This is a genomic window from Bacillus sp. RZ2MS9, from assembly GCF_001816185.2.
In the GTDB taxonomy this organism is placed as follows: Bacteria; Bacillota; Bacilli; order Bacillales; family Bacillaceae_G; genus Bacillus_A; species Bacillus_A cereus.
This window is the reverse complement of sequence record NZ_CP049978.1, coordinates 4,787,574-4,808,106: the sequence shown is the minus strand read 5'-3', so window position 1 is coordinate 4,808,106 and position 20,533 is coordinate 4,787,574. Positions and strand designations below refer to the sequence as shown.

Here is a 20,533-nt window from a genome sequence, read left to right as displayed (position 1 = left end):
AAATAGGATGAGGAGTATGTTAAAATTTTTAAGTATCCTTTAACTGTTATATAAACCTATACAGCACGGTGTTTTTACTATATTAAAAGTATGGTAAAGGTTTGTATAAGTGTCCGATATATATGCTATTTTTGATAAATTAAAATAGTAATATTCTATGAGATTTATATTGTTGACATTGGGATTTCAACGATACATTTTCGTAGGTCGGATTGTTGCGAGTGGATATATATTGCTATGTATTCGGCTACTAAATGAAAGGGTTACTGAAATGAAGTAGGCGGATAGCAAGTATATAGAAAGGAGAAAGGTAGAAAATATGAAGCAAGTATTGAAGTGTTTTAATGTCGTAACAATGATCACACTTCTTCTATCCATCATATTGCCTTCGCCCAGTGCTTTTGCTACAGAGATAAATAAAAAAAGCTGGGATGAGTTACAAGGAAATGATGTGAAAATTAAGGCAGATCAAGTGAATGCTGAAATGTATAAGGGAGAAGTAGCGGAGAGGGAGCACGTATTTCAATATAAGATTGAAAATACGGGAGATACACCAATCCGAGAATTAGTAATTAAACAAAATAATGACAATGGAATTGAGTTTCTTTCGCAATCTGTGAAAGTAAACGGAGAGAAGTTACTTGAAAATAAGGTAGCGGATTTCTATGTAGAGGAAAAAGATAATGGAGGAAAGGTTCTTTCTTCTAATCTTAAAATTCAAGATTTAAAATCACATGAAAAAATGACTGTATTAATAAAAGCTCGTCGTGCGCAACATTTTAATAAAGAGTATAAGCAAAAAATTAGTGTGCAAAAGGATCAACTACAAATAGGAAACATGTCTGTAGATGTTGAAGGGCTTCCTTCTGAAGAGAAGTTAGAAGCTAATACCGATGATGAGGCTGACAGTAGTAAGAAAGCTATCGGATCAACAACTGATTCAAAAACTAAAGAAGTGGATGGAAAATTAAAAGTATCTGTAGAAGATAAAAATACATCTGCACAAAAAACAGAAATAGAGAAGATAAAACAACCTGAGGCTGAGAAGCAACTAGAAAAAGAGAAAAAGCAATCACCTTTAGCAGTAAAGCAGAGTGATGCAGAAGTACAAGCTGCATCAGAAAATGCTTCGAAGGTTCAAATCCAAACAGGAGATAAACAAGGATTTGGAGACCCGTTGTATTCTACAATTGCTCCTGGTAATTTAGTACAGACTGGTAATGTGACGCTTGGTTTGACAGATAATCATTATACTAGGCAAAGTGTTGGTGGCAAAACCAATAAAAAAGCTGTAGATGTTGATAATGATGATACTACATTTAATTCATCAACAGGTGCATTTCCTAACATTCCTGCTGGAAGTAAAGTGAAAAAGGCATATTTATTTTGGACAGCAGCTATGGGGACTCCAAGTGATGCAAGGACAGATTATAGAGTTAGCGATGAAGATGTAAGAGAACCCGTTAAAATGAAGATGGGAAATAAGCAATACGCTGAAATAAGTGCTGATAGTATACGAAAAGCGGATTATTTACCGTATATTGCAAATCACTATGGCAGTGGTGCAGGGTACGTAGCGTATGCAGATGTAACAAATGTAATTGCACAGCAAGGTATTTCTCAAACGGTGACAGTTGCAAATGTGCCACAAATTAAATTTGAAAAAGGTAGTGGCTATTACTGGGGTAACTGGAATCTTATATTAGTTTATGAAAACTATAAAGAAACAGTAAAGGACATGAAGATTTGGGAAGGGCTAGTCTCTCAAAAAAGTACAGCCTGGACAGATATTAGTGTTAATAAAATAAACACACCAAAAGAAGGCGCTTTTAAGGCGAAATTTAGTTATTTTTCATCGCAAGGTGATCCAGCTGATAATGATGGATATGCCTATGATTATGGAGAGTATGATTTTGGGTTAGGGTATCAAAAGTTTAAAAATATTAAAGGTAAAGATAATGATGTTAATGACTCATCTATGACAGAAGTACAAGTAGATGGTACTAACGAATTTGTTACGAAAAAATACCCAGGATATAATCCAGATTGGACAAATTCTTTCAGTACAGATATTCATACGTATCACCTTGAAGGACCCACTCAAGTGAAAAATGATTTAAAAGAAGCAAAAATGCGTTTTAGAGCATATGGTGGTGGCGGTGATATTTACGTATTAAATAACGCTACATTCGTTACAGAACATAATGCTCCAAACTTACAAGTTGATAAAAAGGCATTAGATAGTGCCGGAAAAGAAATTAAGGACGTTAAAGCTGGTGAAGAGTTTACGTATCAAATTGAAGTGAAAAATGATACGAAAAATAACCAAGCGCCGGTATCAAATGTAAAAGGTTTTGATAAATTAGATGATCGTTTAGAGTATGTTCCAGGGTCTATTCAATATGTTTCTGGAAGTAATAAAGGAAATAAAACAGATAATGCAAGCGATGATGAAGCAGAGTTTGTAAATAATCAAATTGATTTCCGTGTTGGTGAGGGTGCAGATGCTAAAAACGGTGGTGTTTTAAAGCCGGGTGAAAGTACCGTTATTACATTCAAAGTAAAAGTGAAAGATTCTGTACAATCAGATACAACAGTAAAAAATGTCGTTGTTGTAAAGGGACAAGATAGTGCCGAGATAAAGTATGAAACTGAGGACGATGCAAATGTTACGGTTACTAGCCCAAAAGAAGTTCCAGGGGAAATAGAGGCGAGAAAAATAGCTTCTAATAAAACACCGAAGTTAGGTGATGAGGTAGAGTATCGTATTACATTTAAAAATAAGATAAAAGATGGACGTCTAGATGTATTGACGATTGAAGACGAATTACCAAGTAGTCTTGAATACGTGAAAGATAGTTTGAAAGCCGAAGGTGTAAAACCAGAGCCAGTAGAGCTGAAGTTTGAAAATGGCAAAGTAATTGCAAAGTATCCAGAAATTATGGATATGGAAGAAAGAAGTATCGTCTTTAAAACAAAAGTAAAAGAAACTGCAAAAATTGGTGAAGAAATTGTTAACAAAGCAACCGTTAGTGATAAAACAAATCCACCAAAGGATCTAGAAGAGAAGATTACACCACAGCATAAGGCCGGTAAAATTGATGCAAAGAAAAAAGCAACAAATAAGAAGCCGAAGCTAGGAGAAGAATTTGAATATCAAATTAGCTTTAAAAATACGGTGGAAAACGGAAAACTAGATGCAATTACAATAGAAGATGAAATTCCAGCTAACTTAGAATTTGTTCAAGGCAGTGAGAGAGCTGAAGGTACTGAACCAAATCCAGTAGAGTTAAAAGTAGAGAATGGTAAGGTAATCGCAAAATATCCAGAAATTACGGATACAAAAGAGCGAAGCATCGCCTTTAAAGTGAAAGTAAAAGAAGAGGCAAAAGCGGGAGAAACGATTGTTAATAAAGCGGTTGTGAGTGAGCCAAATGGACAGTCTGAGCATCCAGAAGAAAAGATTACGCCGGATTATAAATACGGTAAAGTGGATGTAGAAAAAAACGTAACGAATCAAACACCAAAACTAGGAGAAGAAGTGGAATACCGAATTACATTTTATAATACGGTAGAAAACGGAAAACTAGAAACGGTGTTAGTAGAAGATACACTACCTAAAGGTGTTGAATACGTGAAAGATAGTTTGAAAGCTGAAGGTATAAAACCAGAGCCAGTAGAACTAAAAGTGGAAGATGGCAAAGTAATGGCAAAGTATCCAGAGATTATGGATACAGAAAAAAGAAGTATTGTTTTTAAAGTGAAAGTAAAAGATTCGGCAAAGGTAGGGGAGGCAATTGTAAATAAAGCAATTGCAAAAGATCCGAAAAATGAGCCTGTTGAATCGAAGGTTGTTATTACACCGCAAAGTAAAAAAGGTGAAATTGCTGCTACAAAGGTAGTTAATAATAAGAAGCCGAAGTTAGGTGAAGAAATCGAGTACCGCATTAGTTTTCATAATACGGTTGAGAACGGAAAACTAGAAACGGTGCGAGTGGAAGATACAATTCCAAAAGGTCTTGAATATGTAGAAAATAGCATCAAGGCCGAAGGAGAAGCACCTGGACCAGTAGAATTAGCTGTTGAAAATGGGATAGTCAAAGCTAAGTATATCGATATTATGGATATGAAAGAAAGAAGTATCGTCTTTAAAGTAAAGGTGAAGGAAGAAGTAAAAGTAGATAAAGAGATTGTCAATAAAGCAATTGTTGATGATACGAAAAATCCACCGATTGAACCGGAGGAAAGAATTACTCCGCAACATAAGGATGGAATAATTGATTCGAAGAAGACAGTAGATAATCCATCACCAAAACTAGGAGAAGAAGTAGAATACCGAATTAGCTTTAAGAACACGGTAGAAAACGGAAAACTAGAAAAGGTAATAATAGAGGATACAATTCCTAACGGTTTAGAGTATGTAAAAGGCAGTGAAAAGGCTGAAGGTGATAAACCAGCTCCATTAAAGTTAAGTGTGAAAGATGGAAAAGTTATTGCTGAATACGACAATATTACGGATATGAAAGAAAGAAGTATTGTCTTTAAGGTAAAGGTGAAGGAAGAAGCGGAAGTGGGGAAGGAAATCATCAATAAGGCAATTGTTGATGATATGAAAGATCCGAAAGAACCAGAAGCGAAAATTACACCATTACACAAAGATGGAAAAATTAAAGCGAAGAAAATCGTAAATAATGAAACACCGAAGTTAGGAGAAGAAGTAGAATACCGAATTAGTATGAAAAATACGGTAAAGAACGGAAAGCTAACAGACGTGACAGTAGAGGATACTTTACCAGAAGGTTTAGAGTATGTAGAAAATAGTTTGAAAGCAGAAGGTGCCGGAATAGATTCAGTAGAGCTGAAATTTGAAAACGGTAAAGTAATGGCAAAATATCCAGAAATTACGGATACAGAAGAAAGAAGTATCGTTTTTAAAGTGAAAGTAAAAGAAGAAGTAAAAGTCGGTAAAAAAATCATTAATAAAGCAACTATTGATGATTCGCAAAATAAGCCAGTTAATCCGACAGCGGAAATTACTCCTCAGTATAAAGATGGAAAACTTGAAGCAAAAAAGATAGTAAATAATGAAACGCCGAAGTTAGGAGAAGAAGTGGAATACCGAATTAGCTTTAAAAATACGGTAGAAAATGGAAAGCTAACAGAGGTAAAAATAGAAGATGATTTACCAAATGGATTAGAGTATGTGAAAGATAGTTTAAAAGTAGAAGGTTCTAAGCCAGATCCAGTGGAATTAAAATTTGAAAACGGTAAGGTAATGGCAAAGTATCCTGAGATTACAGATACAAAAGAGAGAAGTATTACCTTTAAAGTGAAAGTAAAAGGTAAAGTGAGCGATTCAATTGTTAATGAAGCGATTGTGAGCGATACGAAACATCCGCCAGAAACACCGACAGCAGAAATTATTCCGCAACATAAAGACGGAAAAGTGAAGGCGAAGAAGACGGTAAATAATGAAACGCCGAAGTTAGGAGAAGAAGTAGAATACCGAATTAGTTTTAAAAACACGGTAGAAGACGGAAAACTAGCAGAGGTAAAAATAGAAGATACTTTACCAGAAGGTTTAGAGTATGTAGAAAACAGTGTGAAAGCAGAAGGTACTAAGCCGGATCCAGTAGAATTGAAAATGGAAAATGGTAAGGTAATGGCGAAGTATCCAGAGATTACGGACACAGAAGAAAGAAGTATCACTTTTAAAGTGAAAGTAAAGGAAGAAGTGAAAGTCGGTAAAAAAATCGTTAACAAAGCAATTGTTGATGATACGAAAAATGAACCAGAAACACCGACGGCAGAAATTACTCCGCAGCATAAAGACGGAAAAGTGGAAGCGAAGAAGACGGTAAATAATGAAACGCCGAAGTTAGGAGAAGAAGTAGAATACCGAATTAGTTTTAAAAACACGGTAGAAAACGGAAAGCTAGCAGAGGTAAAAATAGAAGATAATTTACCAAATGGATTAGAGTATGTGAAAGATAGTTTACGAGCGGAAGGTACTAAGCCGGATCCAGTAGAACTGAAAGTGAAAGATGGAAAAGTAATCGCCAAATATCCAGAGATTACGGATACAGAAGAAAGAAGTATCGTCTTTAAAGCGAAAGTAAAAGAAGAATTTAAAGTTGGTGAAGGCCTTGTCAATAAAGTAGTTGTTGATGATACAAAAGATCCAACAACTTCAGAAGTAACAATTATGCCAGAATATAAAGACGGTAAGCTTAAAGCAGAGAAATTTGTAAACAATAAAAAACCGAAATTAGGAGAAGAAATAGAATACCGAATTAGTTTTAAAAATACGGTAGAAAACGGAAAACTAGTAGAGGTTAAAGTAGAAGATGAAATTCCAGCTGGATTAGAGTATGTAGAAAACAGTTTACAAGCAGAAGGATCTAAGCCTAGTCCGGTAGAATTGAAATTTGAAAACGGTAAGGTAATGGCAAAGTATCTAGAAATTACGGATACAAAAGAAAGAAGTATTATCTTTAAAGTGAGAGTAAAAGAAGAGGCAGAAATAGGCAAGGAGATTGTTAATAAAGCAATCGTAGTAGATACAAAAAATGAGCCCGAAGAGCCTCATGTGGAAATTACTCCGCAATATAAAGATGGTAAAATTGCTGCGCAGAAAGTGGCGAATAATCATAAACCGAAACTAGGAGAAGAAGTAGAATACCGAATTAGTTTTAAAAACACGGTAGAAAACGGAAAACTAGCAGAGGTAAATATAAAGGATGTATTACCAAATGGTTTAGAGTATGTGGAAGGCAGTATCACGGCAGAAGGTTCTAAACCGAAACCAGTAGAGCTACATGTGAAAAATAATAAGGTAATGGCAAAGTATCCAGAAATTACAGATACAGAGGAAAGAAGCATTGTCTTTAAAGCGAAGGTAAAAGAAAGCGTAAAAGTGGGAGAAGAAATCGTAAATGAGGCAATTGTAGATGATACAAAGAATCTGCCAGAAGAGCCTTATGTACCGATTACACCACAATATAAAGATGGGAAAATTGAGGCAAGAAAAGAAGTAAGTAACCATGAACCGAAGTTAGGTGAGGAAATCGAATATCGAATTATTTTTAATAACACGGTGAAAGATGGAAAACTAGCAGAGGTAAAAATAGAAGATAAAATTCCAGCTGGATTAGAGTTTGTAGAAGGAAGCGAAAAAGCTGAAGGTGAAGAGCCAAAACCAGTGGAGTTGAAAGTAGAAAATGGTAAGGTAATGGCAAAGTATTCAGAGATTATGGATACGCAAGAAAGAAGTATTGTCTTTAAAGTGAAGGTAAAAGATTCGGTTACAATAGGGAAGGACATTACAAATAAAGCGATTATCCATGTTGATGATCCGAACCATCCAGTAATTGATCCGACAGCAAAAATTACACCACAATATAAAGATGGTAAAATTGCTGCTCATAAAAAGGTGAATAATCATAAACCGAAGCTAGGTGAAGAAATCGAATATCGAATTTCATTTAATAATACGGTGAAAGATGGAAAACTGGCAGAGGTTAAAATTGAGGATGAAATTCCGTTTGGTTTAGAGTATGTGAAAGATAGTCTAAAAGCAGAAGGTGATAAGCCGGCCCCAGTAGAGTTGAAAGAAGAAGCTGGTAAGGTTAGTGCGAAGTATGAAAATATCACTGACATGAAAGAAAGAAGCATTATCTTTAAAGTGAAGGTGAAAGATTCTGTTGAAGTGGACAAGGCAATTGTAAATAAAGCAATTGTTGATGATACAAAAAATCCACCAGAGCGACCAGAAGTAGATATTACACCGCAGCATAAAGATGGTAAATTTAAAGCTAATAAAAAGGTAAGTAAAAAAGATCCAAAGCTAGGAGAAGAAGTAGAGTACCGAATTAGTTTTAAAAATACGGTAGAAAATGGAAAACTAGCAGAAGTGAAAATTGAGGATCAACTACCAAATGGATTAGAGTATGTGAAGGATAGTTTAAAAGCAGAAGGTAATGAACCAAATCCGGTAGAGTTAAAAGAAGAAGCTGGAAAAATTACAGCGAAGTATGAAAATATTACTGATACAGCTGAGCGTAGCATTATATTTAAGGTAAAAGTAACAGAAGCAGTAAAAGTCGGGAAGAAAATCGTGAATACGGCAATTGTGGATGATGATAATCCGAAGAATCCTCCGCAAAAACCAGAAGCGATTATTACACCGGAGTATAAGAATGGAAAAATAAAAGCTGAGAAAACAGTAAATAACCCAGCTCCAAAATTAGGAGAAGAAGTAGAGTATCGAATTACGTTCCGTAACGTAGTTGAGCACGGAAAATTAGCGAAGGTGAAAATTAAGGATGAATTACCAAACAGTTTAGAGTTTGTAGAAGGTAGCGAAAGAGCTGAGGGGGATAATCCAAAACCGTTGTATGTAAAAGTGAAAAACGGCATAGTACTCGCAGAATATCCAGAAATTACGGATACGAAAGAAAGAAGTATCGTCTTTAAAGCAAAAGTGAAAGAAAAAGCTAAAATTGGCGAAGCGATTGTGAATACGGCGGTTGTGGAAGATACTATAAATCCACCAGAGAAACCGAATGTCGCGATACAACCTCAACATAAAGAGGGTGTATTACAAGCTGAAAAGACAGTGAGTAACCATGAACCGAAGTTAGGAGAAGAAGTAGAATATCGAATTAGTTTTGAAAATACGGTAGAAAACGGCAAACTAACTGAGGTGAAAGTAGAGGACGAAATTCCAGCTGGTTTAGAATACGTACAGGATAGTATAAAGTCTGATGGGCCGGAACCAAATCCAGTAGAACTTAAAGTTGAGAATGGAAAAGTAACAGCAAAGTATCCAGAAATTACGGATACGAAAAAAAGAAGTATCATCTTTAAAGTGAAAGTACAAGAAACGGTACAAGTAGGAAAAGAAATTATAAACAAGGCGGTTGTGGATGATAATAATCCGACAAATCCACCAGTTGAGTCACTTATACCAATTACACCTCAATATAAAGATGGGAAACTAGAGGCAAGGAAAGAAGTAAGTAACCATGAACCAAAGCTAGGGGAAGAAATCGAATATCGAATTACTTTTAACGGCACAGTAGATGGCGGGAAGTTAGTTGATGTAAAGATTGAAGATGAAATTCCGTCTGGTTTAGAGTATGTGAAAGAAAGTCTGGAGGCCGTAGGTGATAAGCCTGTGCCAACAGAACTTAAAGTCGAGAATGGAAAAGTAACAGTGAAGTATCCAGAAATTACGGATACGAAAGAAAGAAGTATCATCTTTAAAGTAAAGGTAAAAGAATCAGTAAAAGTTGGAGAGGAAATAACAAATAAAGCGATCATTCATGTAGATGATCCAGATCATCCAGTTATGGAACCGACAGCGACAATAAAGCCAGAATATAAAGATGGTAAGTTAAAAGCGACGAAGACAGTAAATAATAAAGAACCGAAGCTAGGAGAAGAAGTAGAATACCGAATTAGTTTCAAAAATACGGTAGAAAACGGCAAACTAGCAGAGGTAAAGGTAGAAGATGAAATTCCAGCCGGTTTAGAGTACGTGCAAGATAGCATTAGATTTGAAGGGGCTGAACCAAATCCAATAGAGTTAAAAATGGAGTTTGGAAAAGTAATAGCAAAGTATCTAGAAATTACAGATACGAAAGAACGTAGTATTATTTTTAAAGTGAAGGTAAAAGCAGCACCAAGTAAAGGGATAACAAATAGAGCGGTAGTGGACGATAAAATAAATCCACCACTTGAGCCTACAGTTACAATTTTACCGAAAACAAAAGAAGATCTTAAGATACCAGAAGAGCCGAAAGAACCAGAAGTGAAGCCGGAAGAGCCGAAAGAACCGAAGGAACCAGAAGTGAAGCCGGAAGAGCCGAAAGAACCGAAGGAACCAGAAGTGAAACCGGAGGATCCGAAAGAACCAAAAGAACCAGAAGTGAAACCGGAGGATCCGAAAGAACCAAAAGAACCAGAAGTGAAACCGGAGGATCCGAAAGAACCAAAAGAACCAGAAGTGAAGCCAGAAGATCCGAAAGAACCAGAAGTGAAACCGGAAGAACCGAAAGAACCAGAAGTGAAACCGGAAGAGCCGAAAGAACCAAAAGAACCAGAAGTGAAACCGGAAGAACCGAAAGAACCAGAAGTGAAACCGGAAGAGCCGAAAGAACCAAAAGAACCAGAAGTGAAACCGGAGGATCCGAAAGAACCAAAAGAACCAGAAGTGAAACCAGAGGAACCGAAAGAACCGAAGGAACCAGAAGTGAAACCGGAGGATCCGAAAGAACCAAAAGAACCAGAAGTGAAACCGGAGGATCCGAAAGAACCAAAAGAACCAGAAGTGAAACCGGAGGATCCGAAAGAACCAAAAGAACCAGAAGTGAAACCGGAGGAACCGAAAGAGCCGAAGGAACCAGAAGTGAAACCGGAGGATCCGAAAGAACCAAAAGAACCAGAAGTGAAACCGGAGGATCCGAAAGAACCAAAAGAACCAGAAGTGAAACCAGAGGATCCGAAGGAGCCGAGGGAACCAGAAGTGAAACCGGAGGAACCGAAAGAGCTGAAGGAACCAGAAGTGAAACCGGAGGAACCGAAAGATCTGAAGAAACCAGAAGTGAAACCGGAAGTAAGACTGGAAAAGTTAATTAAAGAACCGCAAGCAAAAGTAGAAAAAGAATTACCGAAAACAGGGGCAGCACATTCATGGATGATGTCAGTTGGTGCGGGAATTTCATTCTTAGTTGGCGGAGTATTATTCGTATTAGGTAGAAGAAGAAAACAATAATTTTTTAGACGAAAAGCACACTGAGTTCGATAGTTTATTGGACTCAGTGTGCTTTTATGTTATATAAAAGGAAAGCTCCTTCCACGTATGGAAGGAGCTTTATTTTTGCATATTAAAACATACTTGAGCTATGCATCGGTTGAAGTTTTGCATTTGGATCGAAGTAAGCTTTTGCATTGTTTACTGCTGTCGGTGCTTCGCCAAATCCACAAGCGATAAGTTTTACTTTTCCTTCATATGTACAAATGTCACCAGCAGCGTAAATGCCAGGAATATTTGTTTCCATTTTTGAATTTACAAGGATGCTATTTTTTTGTATATCTAAGCCCCAGTTTTTAATTGGGCCAAGAGAAGAAACGAAGCCGTAGTTTACGATTACGTCATCAACATCGATGATAATTTTTTCCTCCGTTTTTACATGTTGAAGAACGACTTGTTCAATCTTGTCATCACCAATGAGTTCTACTGGAACGTATGGTGTACTTACTTCTGCACGAGAATTCATTAAGCTTTCTACGCTATGTTCATGCGCACGGAATTTATCACGACGATGAACGATTGTAACTTTTTCAGCAATCGGTTCTAACATCATTGTCCAGTCTACTGCTGAGTCGCCACCGCCAAATACTACGACGCGCTTACCAGCAAATTTATTCATATCATCAACGAAATAATGTAAGTTTTTCTTTTCGTATTTCGCTGTACCTTCTAATTCTAAGCGGCGTGGTTGGAAAGCACCATTGCCAGCAGTAATGATAACTGATTTAGAATAGTGAGTTTGCTTATTCGTAACAAGTTTAAATATACCGTCAGCTTGTTTCTCAAGCGTATCGACAGCTTCTTCTAAACAAACAGTTGGGTCAAATTTCTTCATTTGCTCTTTTAAGTTATCAACTAATTCTTGTGCGCGTACTTTTGGAAATCCAGCCACATCATAAATGTATTTTTCAGGGTAGAGTGCGGATAATTGTCCGCCAAGTTGAGGTAAGCTTTCAATGATTTTTACACTTGCTTGTCTCATACCGCCATAAAATGCTGTGAACAGTCCCGTTGGACCACCACCAATAATTGTTATGTCGTAAACTTTTTGATTTTCTGCCACTTTCATTCCCCCTATAGATGGAATTTTGATATTGATTTCATATATTGTTCATATGTACACGAAAATCCTGCAAATGATGACACTTTCAAATAAATGATAGCATATTTGAGTTCATAATACTTCTGAAAACGACTGAATTGTGTGTAAGTTTTCGCATAGGTTCTTTTTTATTGTATAAAATATACAGAAAGGAAAATACATGAAAAAAAGGCTAAAAAACCCTTGAAAACGCTATGTTATTTTAAAATATTGATAATTCTCCAGACGCTTGAATTCTGGAATAAAACCGACTAATATAGGGAAGTATTATGTTAAATTTCTATGACAAAATTCGTACGATTTTTTGACTGCGTTTTGTTATGATATAGAATGTGATAAATTCCACATTCTTGACAAATAGAGTTTTTAGTACTTGGTATTATTTTTCATTACTATTATATAAAGAAAAGGGTTGTGATTTGGTGAAGACTCCAAAAATCGTAGTTTTAGGTGCAGGTTATGGCGGGATGATTACGACTGTTCGTCTGCAAAAAGCATTATCTGTAAATGAAGCTGAAATTACGCTAGTAAACAACAACAGCTATCACTACCAAGCGACTTGGTTACATGAGAGCGCAGCTGGTACATTACAAGATGAAAAAATCTGTCTAGATATTCAAGACGTTATTGATACAAATAAAGTGAACTTTGTACAAGACACAGTAGTAGAAATTAAAGCTGCTGAAAAACGCATTATCTTAAAAGATGGCGAGTTAGAGTATGATTACTTAGTAATTGGTCTTGGTTTCGAATCAGAAACATTCGGAATTACAGGATTAAAAGAGCATGCATTCTCAATCGCTAACATTAATGCAACTCGTGAAATTCGTGAGCATATGGAAGCTAGTTTCTCTAAATATGCAACTGAACAACGCGATGAGTTAGTAACAATCGTTGTTGGTGGTGCTGGATTTACTGGTATCGAGTACGTAGGTGAGCTTGCAAACCGTGTTCCTGAACTTTGCAAAGAGTATAATGTACCACGTGAAAAAGCACGTATCATCTGTGTAGAAGCTGCTCCAACAGCACTTCCAGGTTTCGATCCAGCGTTAGTAGAATACGCTGTAAAACAGCTTGAGAAAAAAGGTGTAGAATTCCGCATCGGTACAGCAATTAAAGAAGCAACTGAAGAAGGTATTATCGTTGCGAATGGCGATGACACTGAATTAATTAAGTCTGAAACAGTAGTTTGGGCTGCAGGTGTTCGTGGTAATGGTATTGTGGAAGAGTCTGGCTTTGAAGCAATGCGCGGACGTGTAAAAGTTGATGAGTACATGCACGCTCCAGGATACGAAGATGTATTCATGGTTGGTGACGCAGCGTTAATCATTAATGAAGAAATTAACCGTCCTTACCCACCAACAGCACAAATTGCAATTCAACAAGGTTACAATATTGCACACAACTTAACTGTATTAGTTCGTGGCAAGGGCGAAATGAAGAAATTCGCATTCGATAATAAAGGATCTGTATGTTCTTTAGGTCATGACGATGCAATGGGCGTTGTTATGGGTAAAAAGTTAACAGGTTGGAAAGCTTCCTTCATGAAGAAAGTAATCGATAACCGTTACCTATTCTTATTAGGTGGACCTTTATTAGTTCTTAAAAAAGGTAAATTAAAGTTCTTTTAATATATAGTAGAAAAAGCAGAAACGGCTAAGAGCTGTTTCTGCTTTTTTCATATTAAAAATATAGTATAATATATAAAAAAGAAAGAATATTCTGTCCGTTCTGATGGAGGAGGTTATTACATCATGGAGAAACGAGGGAAGGTATGGCTAGCTGTTAGTGGTTTAGTAGCTACAAAAGATGGTAGGTGGCTATTTGTTAAGAAGAAATACAGTGGATTAAAAGGGAAATGGTCTTTACCGGCTGGTTTTGTAAATGAAGGTGAGACGGTTGATGAAGCTGTGAAACGCGAAGTGTTAGAAGAGACAGGCATTGTCGCTCATGTGAAGGGAATTATTGGTGTTCGATCGGGTGTTATTCGTAATGAGATTAGTGATAATATGATTATTTTCCTTTTGGAACCTGAAGGAGAAAATATTATTGTACAGGAGAAAGAATTGTCTGAAGTGGCGTTCTTACATCCGGATAAGATTGTAGACGATCCGAATACGTCTGTGCTTATTAAATATTTGTTAGAAGGAAGATCAGAACTACATCTTGAAGTGGACAAAACATTAAATCCAGGTGAACCATTTGGTTATACAGCTTATCACGTATTTACGGCACGTGCGGAGGAGAGGGGAAAAGAGTGAGTATACCGGTACTACTTATTTCAATGATGTTATTCTTTATTTTGTTCTTTGGAATTGGATTTTTACTCAATATGATTTTGCGAGCTACTTGGGTAATGGTTATTGTGTATCCGATTGTTTGTATGCTTATTATTAATAAAGCGAGTATGTGGGATTATTTTTCAAAACCGAAAGAAACATTTTCTTCATTTGGGACAAGTGTATCGCACTTAGGACAAGCAGACGTATTTATTCTATCTACTGGATTAGTAGGGGCTGCTTTAGCAGGAGTCGTAATCAAGAAACTTCGGAAAAGCGGATATCAAATGTTTTAATCTCCAATTAAGTTGGAGATTATTTTTTTTGCATATTCCTTCATCGTATAGGGAATGATTAACGATGAAGGAGTGTGGAATATAAAAATGTTAAAACGATATTGTATTCGCATTATGATGACTTGTTTACTTGCAATTGCATTATGCGTAACATGGAATGCTTTCACAGGAGTTTCTTTATTAGAGATTGTAAAGATATATGAAGGAATGAGTGCAAAAGAAGTACATGCAGCAGAAGTTAAGAGAAATGTTGCTCCGAGTAAAGAAGTGATAAATGCTTTAGAGCAGGCAAACGACTGGTCTAAATATCGTTCAATTGAAATGACTGCAACAGGTTATACATCGGGGATTGAGTCAACTGGTAAGAGGCCAGGGCATCCAGAGTATGGCATTACATATTCAGGTGTCAAAGTGAAAAGGGATTTATATTCCACAATCGCTGCGGACTTACGCGTATTTCCGATTGGAACGATTCTATTCGTACCAGGTTATGGATATGGTGTAGTAGCTGATAAGGGCGGTGCAATAAAAGGAAACCGTCTTGATTTATATTATGATACGGTGAAAGATGTTTATAGCCAATGGGGTAAGAAAAAAGTAAATGTGTACGTAGTAAAAGTAGGAAATGGTAAGTTTACAGAAGAAGAGTTAACGATGTTAAATCAAGACGAAACGATGCAAGTGTTTCGTGGTCAATATTTAAAACAAAGATAGTCTAGTCGTAATTACGCTAGACTTTTTTTCTTGGCTTATTTCATGATAGAGGAGATTTTGGATCTGCGATTTTACACGCCATATAACTGTAGTTAGAATTATCGCATTTTATCGAAAATAAAGTTATAATGGTGGTAGAGAAATTTAGGGGGTCTGAACATGTTTCAAGTACAAAAAGAATTAGCAGGTCATGAAGCGGTAATTGTTGCTTTATTTGAAGAAGAGAAAATGAGTAGTTTTGTACAAGAACTGGACAAAGCGTTTGAAGGGCAATTACAAGTTTTACTAGAAGAGAAAGAATTATCTACGAAGAAAAAGGCCATTTCGAAAGTACATAGCTTAGGGAAAACAAATGTGAAACGTTATTACTTTGTTGGTTTAGGAAAGAAAGAATCTTACACGACAGAAACGTTACGTGCGGCTCTTGGTAAGGCGTTTAAAACACTGCAAGCAGCAAAAGTACAAGATGCAGCAATCTTACTTGATTCTTTCGTAACAGAGAAATTAGACGCGATTGATGTCGCTCATATTGCGGCAGAGGTACAAGGCCTTGGTACATATGAGTTACAAACGTATAAATCAGATAAAAAGGATCGTGTAGAGTTAGAGAAGTTCACGGCTATTACAGCGGAAGATGCACAAGAAATTGAAGCAGCATTAACAGTTGGCTACGTACATGGACGTGCAACAAATTCAGCTCGTACACTTGTAAATATGCCGCCAAACGTATTAACAGCGACAAAGCTTGCTGAGTATGCTGTTGAATTAGCGGAGAAATATGATATGGACTATAAAGTTCTTGAGAAAGAAGAGATGGAAGACCTTGGTATGGGTGCGTTACTTGCAGTAAACCAAGGTAGTGTAGAGCCACCAAAAATGATCGCTCTTATTTATAAAGGAAAAGAAGAGTGGACAGATGTCATTGGATTCGTTGGAAAAGGTATTACATACGATACAGGTGGTTATTCTTTAAAGCCACGTGAAGGCATGGTTGGTATGAAAGGTGATATGGGCGGTGCAGCTGCTGTATTAGGTGCGATGGAAATTATCGGTGAACTTCGCCCAGAACAAAATGTGATCGCTGTTATTCCTTCAACTGATAACGTTGTAAGTGGTACGGCATTTAAGCCAGACGATGTAATCACATCTATGAGCGGAAAAACAATTGAAGTATTAAATACGGATGCAGAAGGTCGTCTAGCTTTAGCTGACGGTATTACGTATGCGAAAAAACTTGGTGCAAACTACCTTGTTGATGTTGCCACATTAACAGGCGGTGTAATTGTTGCACTTGGAAACTATACGACAGGCGCAATGACAAATAATGAAGAGTTATTTGAGCAAGTGCTAGAGGCTTCTATGGAAACAGATGAGCCAATTTGGCAACTACCGATTTTTGATCGTGATAAAGAACGTGTGAGAAACAGTAAGTTTGCTGATTTAAATAACTCACCAGGCCGTGAAGGACATGCGGTTATGGCAGGTACATTCCTAGGCGAATTCGCTGAAGATACACCATGGGTACACTTAGATATCGCTGGAACATCAGAAACAAAAGGCGCGCACGACTTAGGTCCAGCTGGAGCAACTGGTGCAATGGTACGTACACTTGCAACACTTGTAGAGCGTTTTGGAGAAGAATAAGAGTATAAGTGAAGACTGTTCCGATATTTTGGAACAGTCTTCTTTTTTATAGGTTTGTTTATCCCACTATTTGCCGGGTAGTAAGACCCATAATTCAAAATTCAGCGAAAGGAAAGCAGTTAGGTCGGATTGCCGGTAAACGCTCGATTGGTGAGGGCTGATTAAAGTTTCACTTTATAAAGAAATCGTATACAAAACCCCATTTAAAGCAAAAGAAGTACGGCCCGTTTCTTCAGAGACAACTAATATAAGTGCATCACTCTTTTCTGATAAGCCAATTGCAGCTCTGTGACGTGTTCCTAGCTCAGGATCAACTTCTGTACTTTTCGTTAAAGGAAGAATATTAGCAGCTGAGACAATATGATTATTTTTTACGAGAACGGCACCGTCATGAAGAGGGTTACCTGGATAAAATATTGATTCGAGTAATGGCGCAGTTAAATGAGCGTTTAATGTCGTTCCAGTTTGAATGAGAGCTTCAAGCGTCTCGTTTCGTTCCACGACGATAAGAGCACCATGTTTTCTGGCGCTTAAATGTTGGATAGCTGTCGTAATAAAAGATGAACTTTCCGTATAAGGTGATAAATATGCCTGAATATAGTATGTAGCTGCCAATGTTTGTACATTTGCTAACATATGATGAATATCTTCCATTTTGCATAAAATACATTCGTCTTCTTTATCGATTGCGTTCCTCATAATCGATAGTTCTTTTTCAGCAATTTCAATCATTTGCTTTGTTTGTATTTTGAGCTCTTCTGACAAGCCCCATTCGTGCATAATCCTCATTCCCTTTAGTGGAGTATTTAACAATAGTGTATACAAATATTCCTAGTAAAATCCTGTTAGATTTTATAAAATATTGAGATACAGCATGTTTTTTTCATATAATAAAGGTATGACGAGCGAGAGGAGAGAGAAGAATGAATTGGAAACAAGAATTTAGTCGCTGGCTTTCTTACGCACAATTAGATGCAGAATTAAAAGAACAGCTAGAAAATATGAAGCAAGATGAGAAGAAAATCGAGGATAGTTTTTATAAAAATCTAGAGTTTGGCACAGGTGGTATGCGTGGTGAACTTGGTGCTGGTACGAACCGTTTAAATGTATATACAGTTCGTAAAGCAACAAAAGGATTAGCAAGCTTTATCGAAAAGTTAGGTGAGGAAGCGAAAAAACGCGGTGTTGTTGTAGCCTATGATTCTCGTCATAAATCACCTGAGTTTGCAATGGAAGTTGCTGCTACACTTGGTGCACGTGGTATCACAACATATGTGTTTGAAAGCTTACGTCCAACGCCAGTACTTTCTTTCGCAGTTCGTCATTTACATACAGTAAGTGGAATCGTTCTTACGGCAAGCCATAATCCGCCTGAATATAACGGATACAAAGTATACGGTGAAGATGGTGGACAGTTACCTCCAAAAGAGGCAGATGAGTTAATTAGCTACGTAAATGCAGTAGAAGATGAATTAACAGTTGAAGTCGCTGATGTAGAGCAATTAAAAGCTGACGGTTTATTACATATTATTGGACAAGAAGTAGATGATGCATATGCTGCAGAATTGAACAATGTCATCATTAATAAAGAAATGGTGGAAAAGGTTGGTAAAGACTTAAAAATCGTCTTTACACCATTACACGGAACATCAAATATTTCTGTACGCCGTGGTTTAAAAGAAGTTGGATTTACAGATGTAACAGTTGTAAAAGAACAAGAGTTACCAGATCCAAACTTCTCTACAGTAAAATCACCGAACCCAGAAGAGCACGCAGCGTTTGAGTATGCAATTCGTGACGGTGAAAAGGTAGGCGCAGATGTATTAATCGCAACTGATCCTGACGCAGACCGCCTTGGTGTAGCAGTGCGTAATCATAATGGTGAGTTCCAAGTATTAACAGGAAACCAAACAGGTGCATTAATGCTTGATTACTTACTATCTCAAAAGAAAGAAAACGGAACGCTTCCAGAGAACGGTGTCGTATTAAAAACAATCGTAACGTCTGAAATTGGTCGTACAATTGCAAAAGCATACGGTTTAGATACAGTTGATACGCTAACTGGATTTAAATTTATCGGTGAGAAAATTAGACAGTATGAAGAAAGCGGACAATATGAATTCCAATTCGGTTATGAGGAAAGCTATGGTTATTTAATCCGCCCATTCTGCCGTGATAAAGATGCAGTACAATCTGTTCTATTTGCATGTGAAGTAGCTGCATACTACAAATCACAAGGGAAAACGTTATATGACGGTCTATTAGAAGTATTTGAGAAGTACGGCTTCTTCCGTGAAGACCTTGTATCGTTAACGTTAAAAGGAAAAGATGGAGCGGAAAAAATCCAAGAGATGATGGCAACGTTCCGTGAGAATCCTCCGAAAGAAGTGGCGGGCTTAACAGTCGTAGCAGTTGAAGACTATAAAGCGAGCGTTGTTACATCTTTACAAGATGGACATAAAGAAGAGATTCACTTACCGAAATCAAATGTGTTAAAATATCAATTAGAGGATGGTTCATGGTTCTGCCTACGCCCATCTGGAACTGAGCCGAAGATTAAGTTTTACTTTGGTGTAAAAGATAGTTCTTTACAAAATAGTGAACAAAAGTTACTTACTATTAAAGAAGACATTATGAATCGTTTATAATACAAAGTAATTTTAAGTAGTAAGGAACAAAAGGGAGCGAAATCTCCCTTTTGTTTTATGTAGGAAATGCTTGCTATTGATTCCGACAGGAGAGAGGGTATTTTGTGATGAAAAAAGTAAGAAAAGCGATAATCCCAGCAGCTGGATTAGGAACACGTTTTTTACCAGCAACGAAAGCAATGCCGAAAGAAATGTTACCGATAGTAGATAAACCAACGATCCAATACATTGTAGAAGAAGCAGTGAAATCTGGAATCGAAGATATTATTATTGTTACTGGTAAAACAAAGCGCTCTATCGAAGATCATTTTGATAACGCATTTGAACTAGAACAAAACTTATTAGAGAAGAAAAAATATGAGTTGCTTGAAAAAGTACAAGCTTCTTCAAAAATGGTAGATATTCATTACATCCGTCAAAAAGAGCCGAAGGGACTAGGACATGCTGTTTGGTGTGCACGTAAATTCATTGGTGATGAGCCATTTGCAGTGTTACTAGGTGATGATATTGTCCAAGCTGAGAAACCGTGTTTACGTCAATTAATGGATGAGTATGAAAAAACACTTTCTTCTGTTATTGGTGTACAAACTGTTCCAGAGTCGGAAACACATCGCTATGGAATTATCGATCCATTAGAACAAGAAGGTCGTCGTTACCAAGTTCGCAATTTCGTTGAGAAACCAGCACAAGGTACAGCTCCTTCAAACTTAGCGATTATGGGGCGCTACATTTTAACGCCTGAAATCTTTATGTTCTTAGAACAGCAACATGTCGGTGCTGGTGGTGAAATTCAGTTAACAGATGCAATCCAAAGCTTAAATGAAATCCAACGTGTATTTGCCTACGATTTCGAAGGAAAGCGCTACGACGTAGGTGAAAAGCTAGGATTCGTTCAAACGACAATCGAAATGGCTCTGCAACACCCAGAATTACGTGATGACATGGTTGCGATGATGAAGAAAATTTTAGAAGAACAAGCGAATCAAGAGTCATAATAAAAAATGAGTTATTTCAGTATACTGAAATAACTCATT

10 protein-coding genes are annotated in these 20,533 nt (G+C 37.0%); 8 read left to right on the top strand and 2 right to left on the bottom strand.

The window, feature by feature from the left end; genetic code table 11:
• The first annotated feature begins 319 nt into the window (after positions 1-319).
• On the top strand, positions 320-10,777 hold the full coding sequence (locus BHV55_RS24610) for an isopeptide-forming domain-containing fimbrial protein (protein ID WP_168369344.1): 10,458 nt from the start codon (positions 320-322) through the stop codon (positions 10,775-10,777).
• 112 nt (positions 10,778-10,889) lie between these two features.
• On the opposite strand, the gene BHV55_RS24605 is transcribed toward BHV55_RS24610, so the two are convergent.
• Positions 10,890-11,879 (bottom strand): NAD(P)/FAD-dependent oxidoreductase, encoded by a 990-nt coding sequence (locus tag BHV55_RS24605; protein ID WP_000829788.1) that lies wholly within the window; start codon positions 11,877-11,879, stop codon positions 10,890-10,892.
• Positions 11,880-12,340: 461 nt separating this feature from the next.
• Between BHV55_RS24605 and BHV55_RS24600 the strand changes: the two genes are divergently transcribed.
• From BHV55_RS24600 to pepA, 5 genes are all read left to right on the top strand, one after another.
• Positions 12,341-13,549, top strand: a complete 1,209-nt coding sequence (locus tag BHV55_RS24600; protein ID WP_000856612.1) for an NAD(P)/FAD-dependent oxidoreductase — start codon at positions 12,341-12,343, stop codon at positions 13,547-13,549.
• A gap of 123 nt (positions 13,550-13,672) precedes the next feature.
• Positions 13,673-14,179, top strand: a complete 507-nt coding sequence (locus tag BHV55_RS24595; RefSeq protein ID WP_000415320.1) for an NUDIX hydrolase — start codon at positions 13,673-13,675, stop codon at positions 14,177-14,179.
• Positions 14,176-14,493 carry a YuiB family protein gene (locus tag BHV55_RS24590; RefSeq protein ID WP_000027016.1) on the top strand — a complete coding sequence of 106 codons (318 nt, stop codon included), beginning with the start codon at positions 14,176-14,178 and terminating at the stop codon, positions 14,491-14,493. The genes BHV55_RS24595 and BHV55_RS24590 overlap by 4 nt, the downstream gene beginning before the upstream one ends.
• 87 nt (positions 14,494-14,580) lie before the next feature.
• Positions 14,581-15,207, top strand: a complete 627-nt coding sequence (locus BHV55_RS24585) for a 3D domain-containing protein (protein ID WP_000920098.1) — start codon at positions 14,581-14,583, stop codon at positions 15,205-15,207.
• Positions 15,208-15,366: 159 nt separating this feature from the next.
• The gene (gene pepA / locus BHV55_RS24580; RefSeq protein ID WP_000487944.1) at positions 15,367-16,851 is read left to right on the top strand and encodes a cytosol aminopeptidase; all 1,485 of its coding nucleotides are present in this window, start codon (positions 15,367-15,369) and stop codon (positions 16,849-16,851) included.
• Between the two features lie 174 nt (positions 16,852-17,025).
• On the opposite strand, the gene cdaS is transcribed toward pepA, so the two are convergent.
• Positions 17,026-17,631 (bottom strand): sporulation-specific diadenylate cyclase CdaS, encoded by a 606-nt coding sequence (cdaS, locus tag BHV55_RS24575; protein WP_000545253.1) that lies wholly within the window; start codon positions 17,629-17,631, stop codon positions 17,026-17,028.
• A gap of 143 nt (positions 17,632-17,774) precedes the next feature.
• On the opposite strand from cdaS, the gene BHV55_RS24570 reads away from it, so the two are divergent.
• Together BHV55_RS24570 and galU are read left to right on the top strand one after the other, a co-directional pair.
• Positions 17,775-19,499, top strand: coding sequence for a phospho-sugar mutase (locus BHV55_RS24570; RefSeq protein WP_070757786.1), 1,725 nt, complete (start codon positions 17,775-17,777; stop codon positions 19,497-19,499).
• Between the two features lie 107 nt (positions 19,500-19,606).
• Positions 19,607-20,494, top strand: a complete 888-nt coding sequence (gene galU, locus BHV55_RS24565) for a UTP--glucose-1-phosphate uridylyltransferase GalU (protein WP_002097988.1) — start codon at positions 19,607-19,609, stop codon at positions 20,492-20,494.
• Positions 20,495-20,533 lie beyond the last annotated feature (39 nt).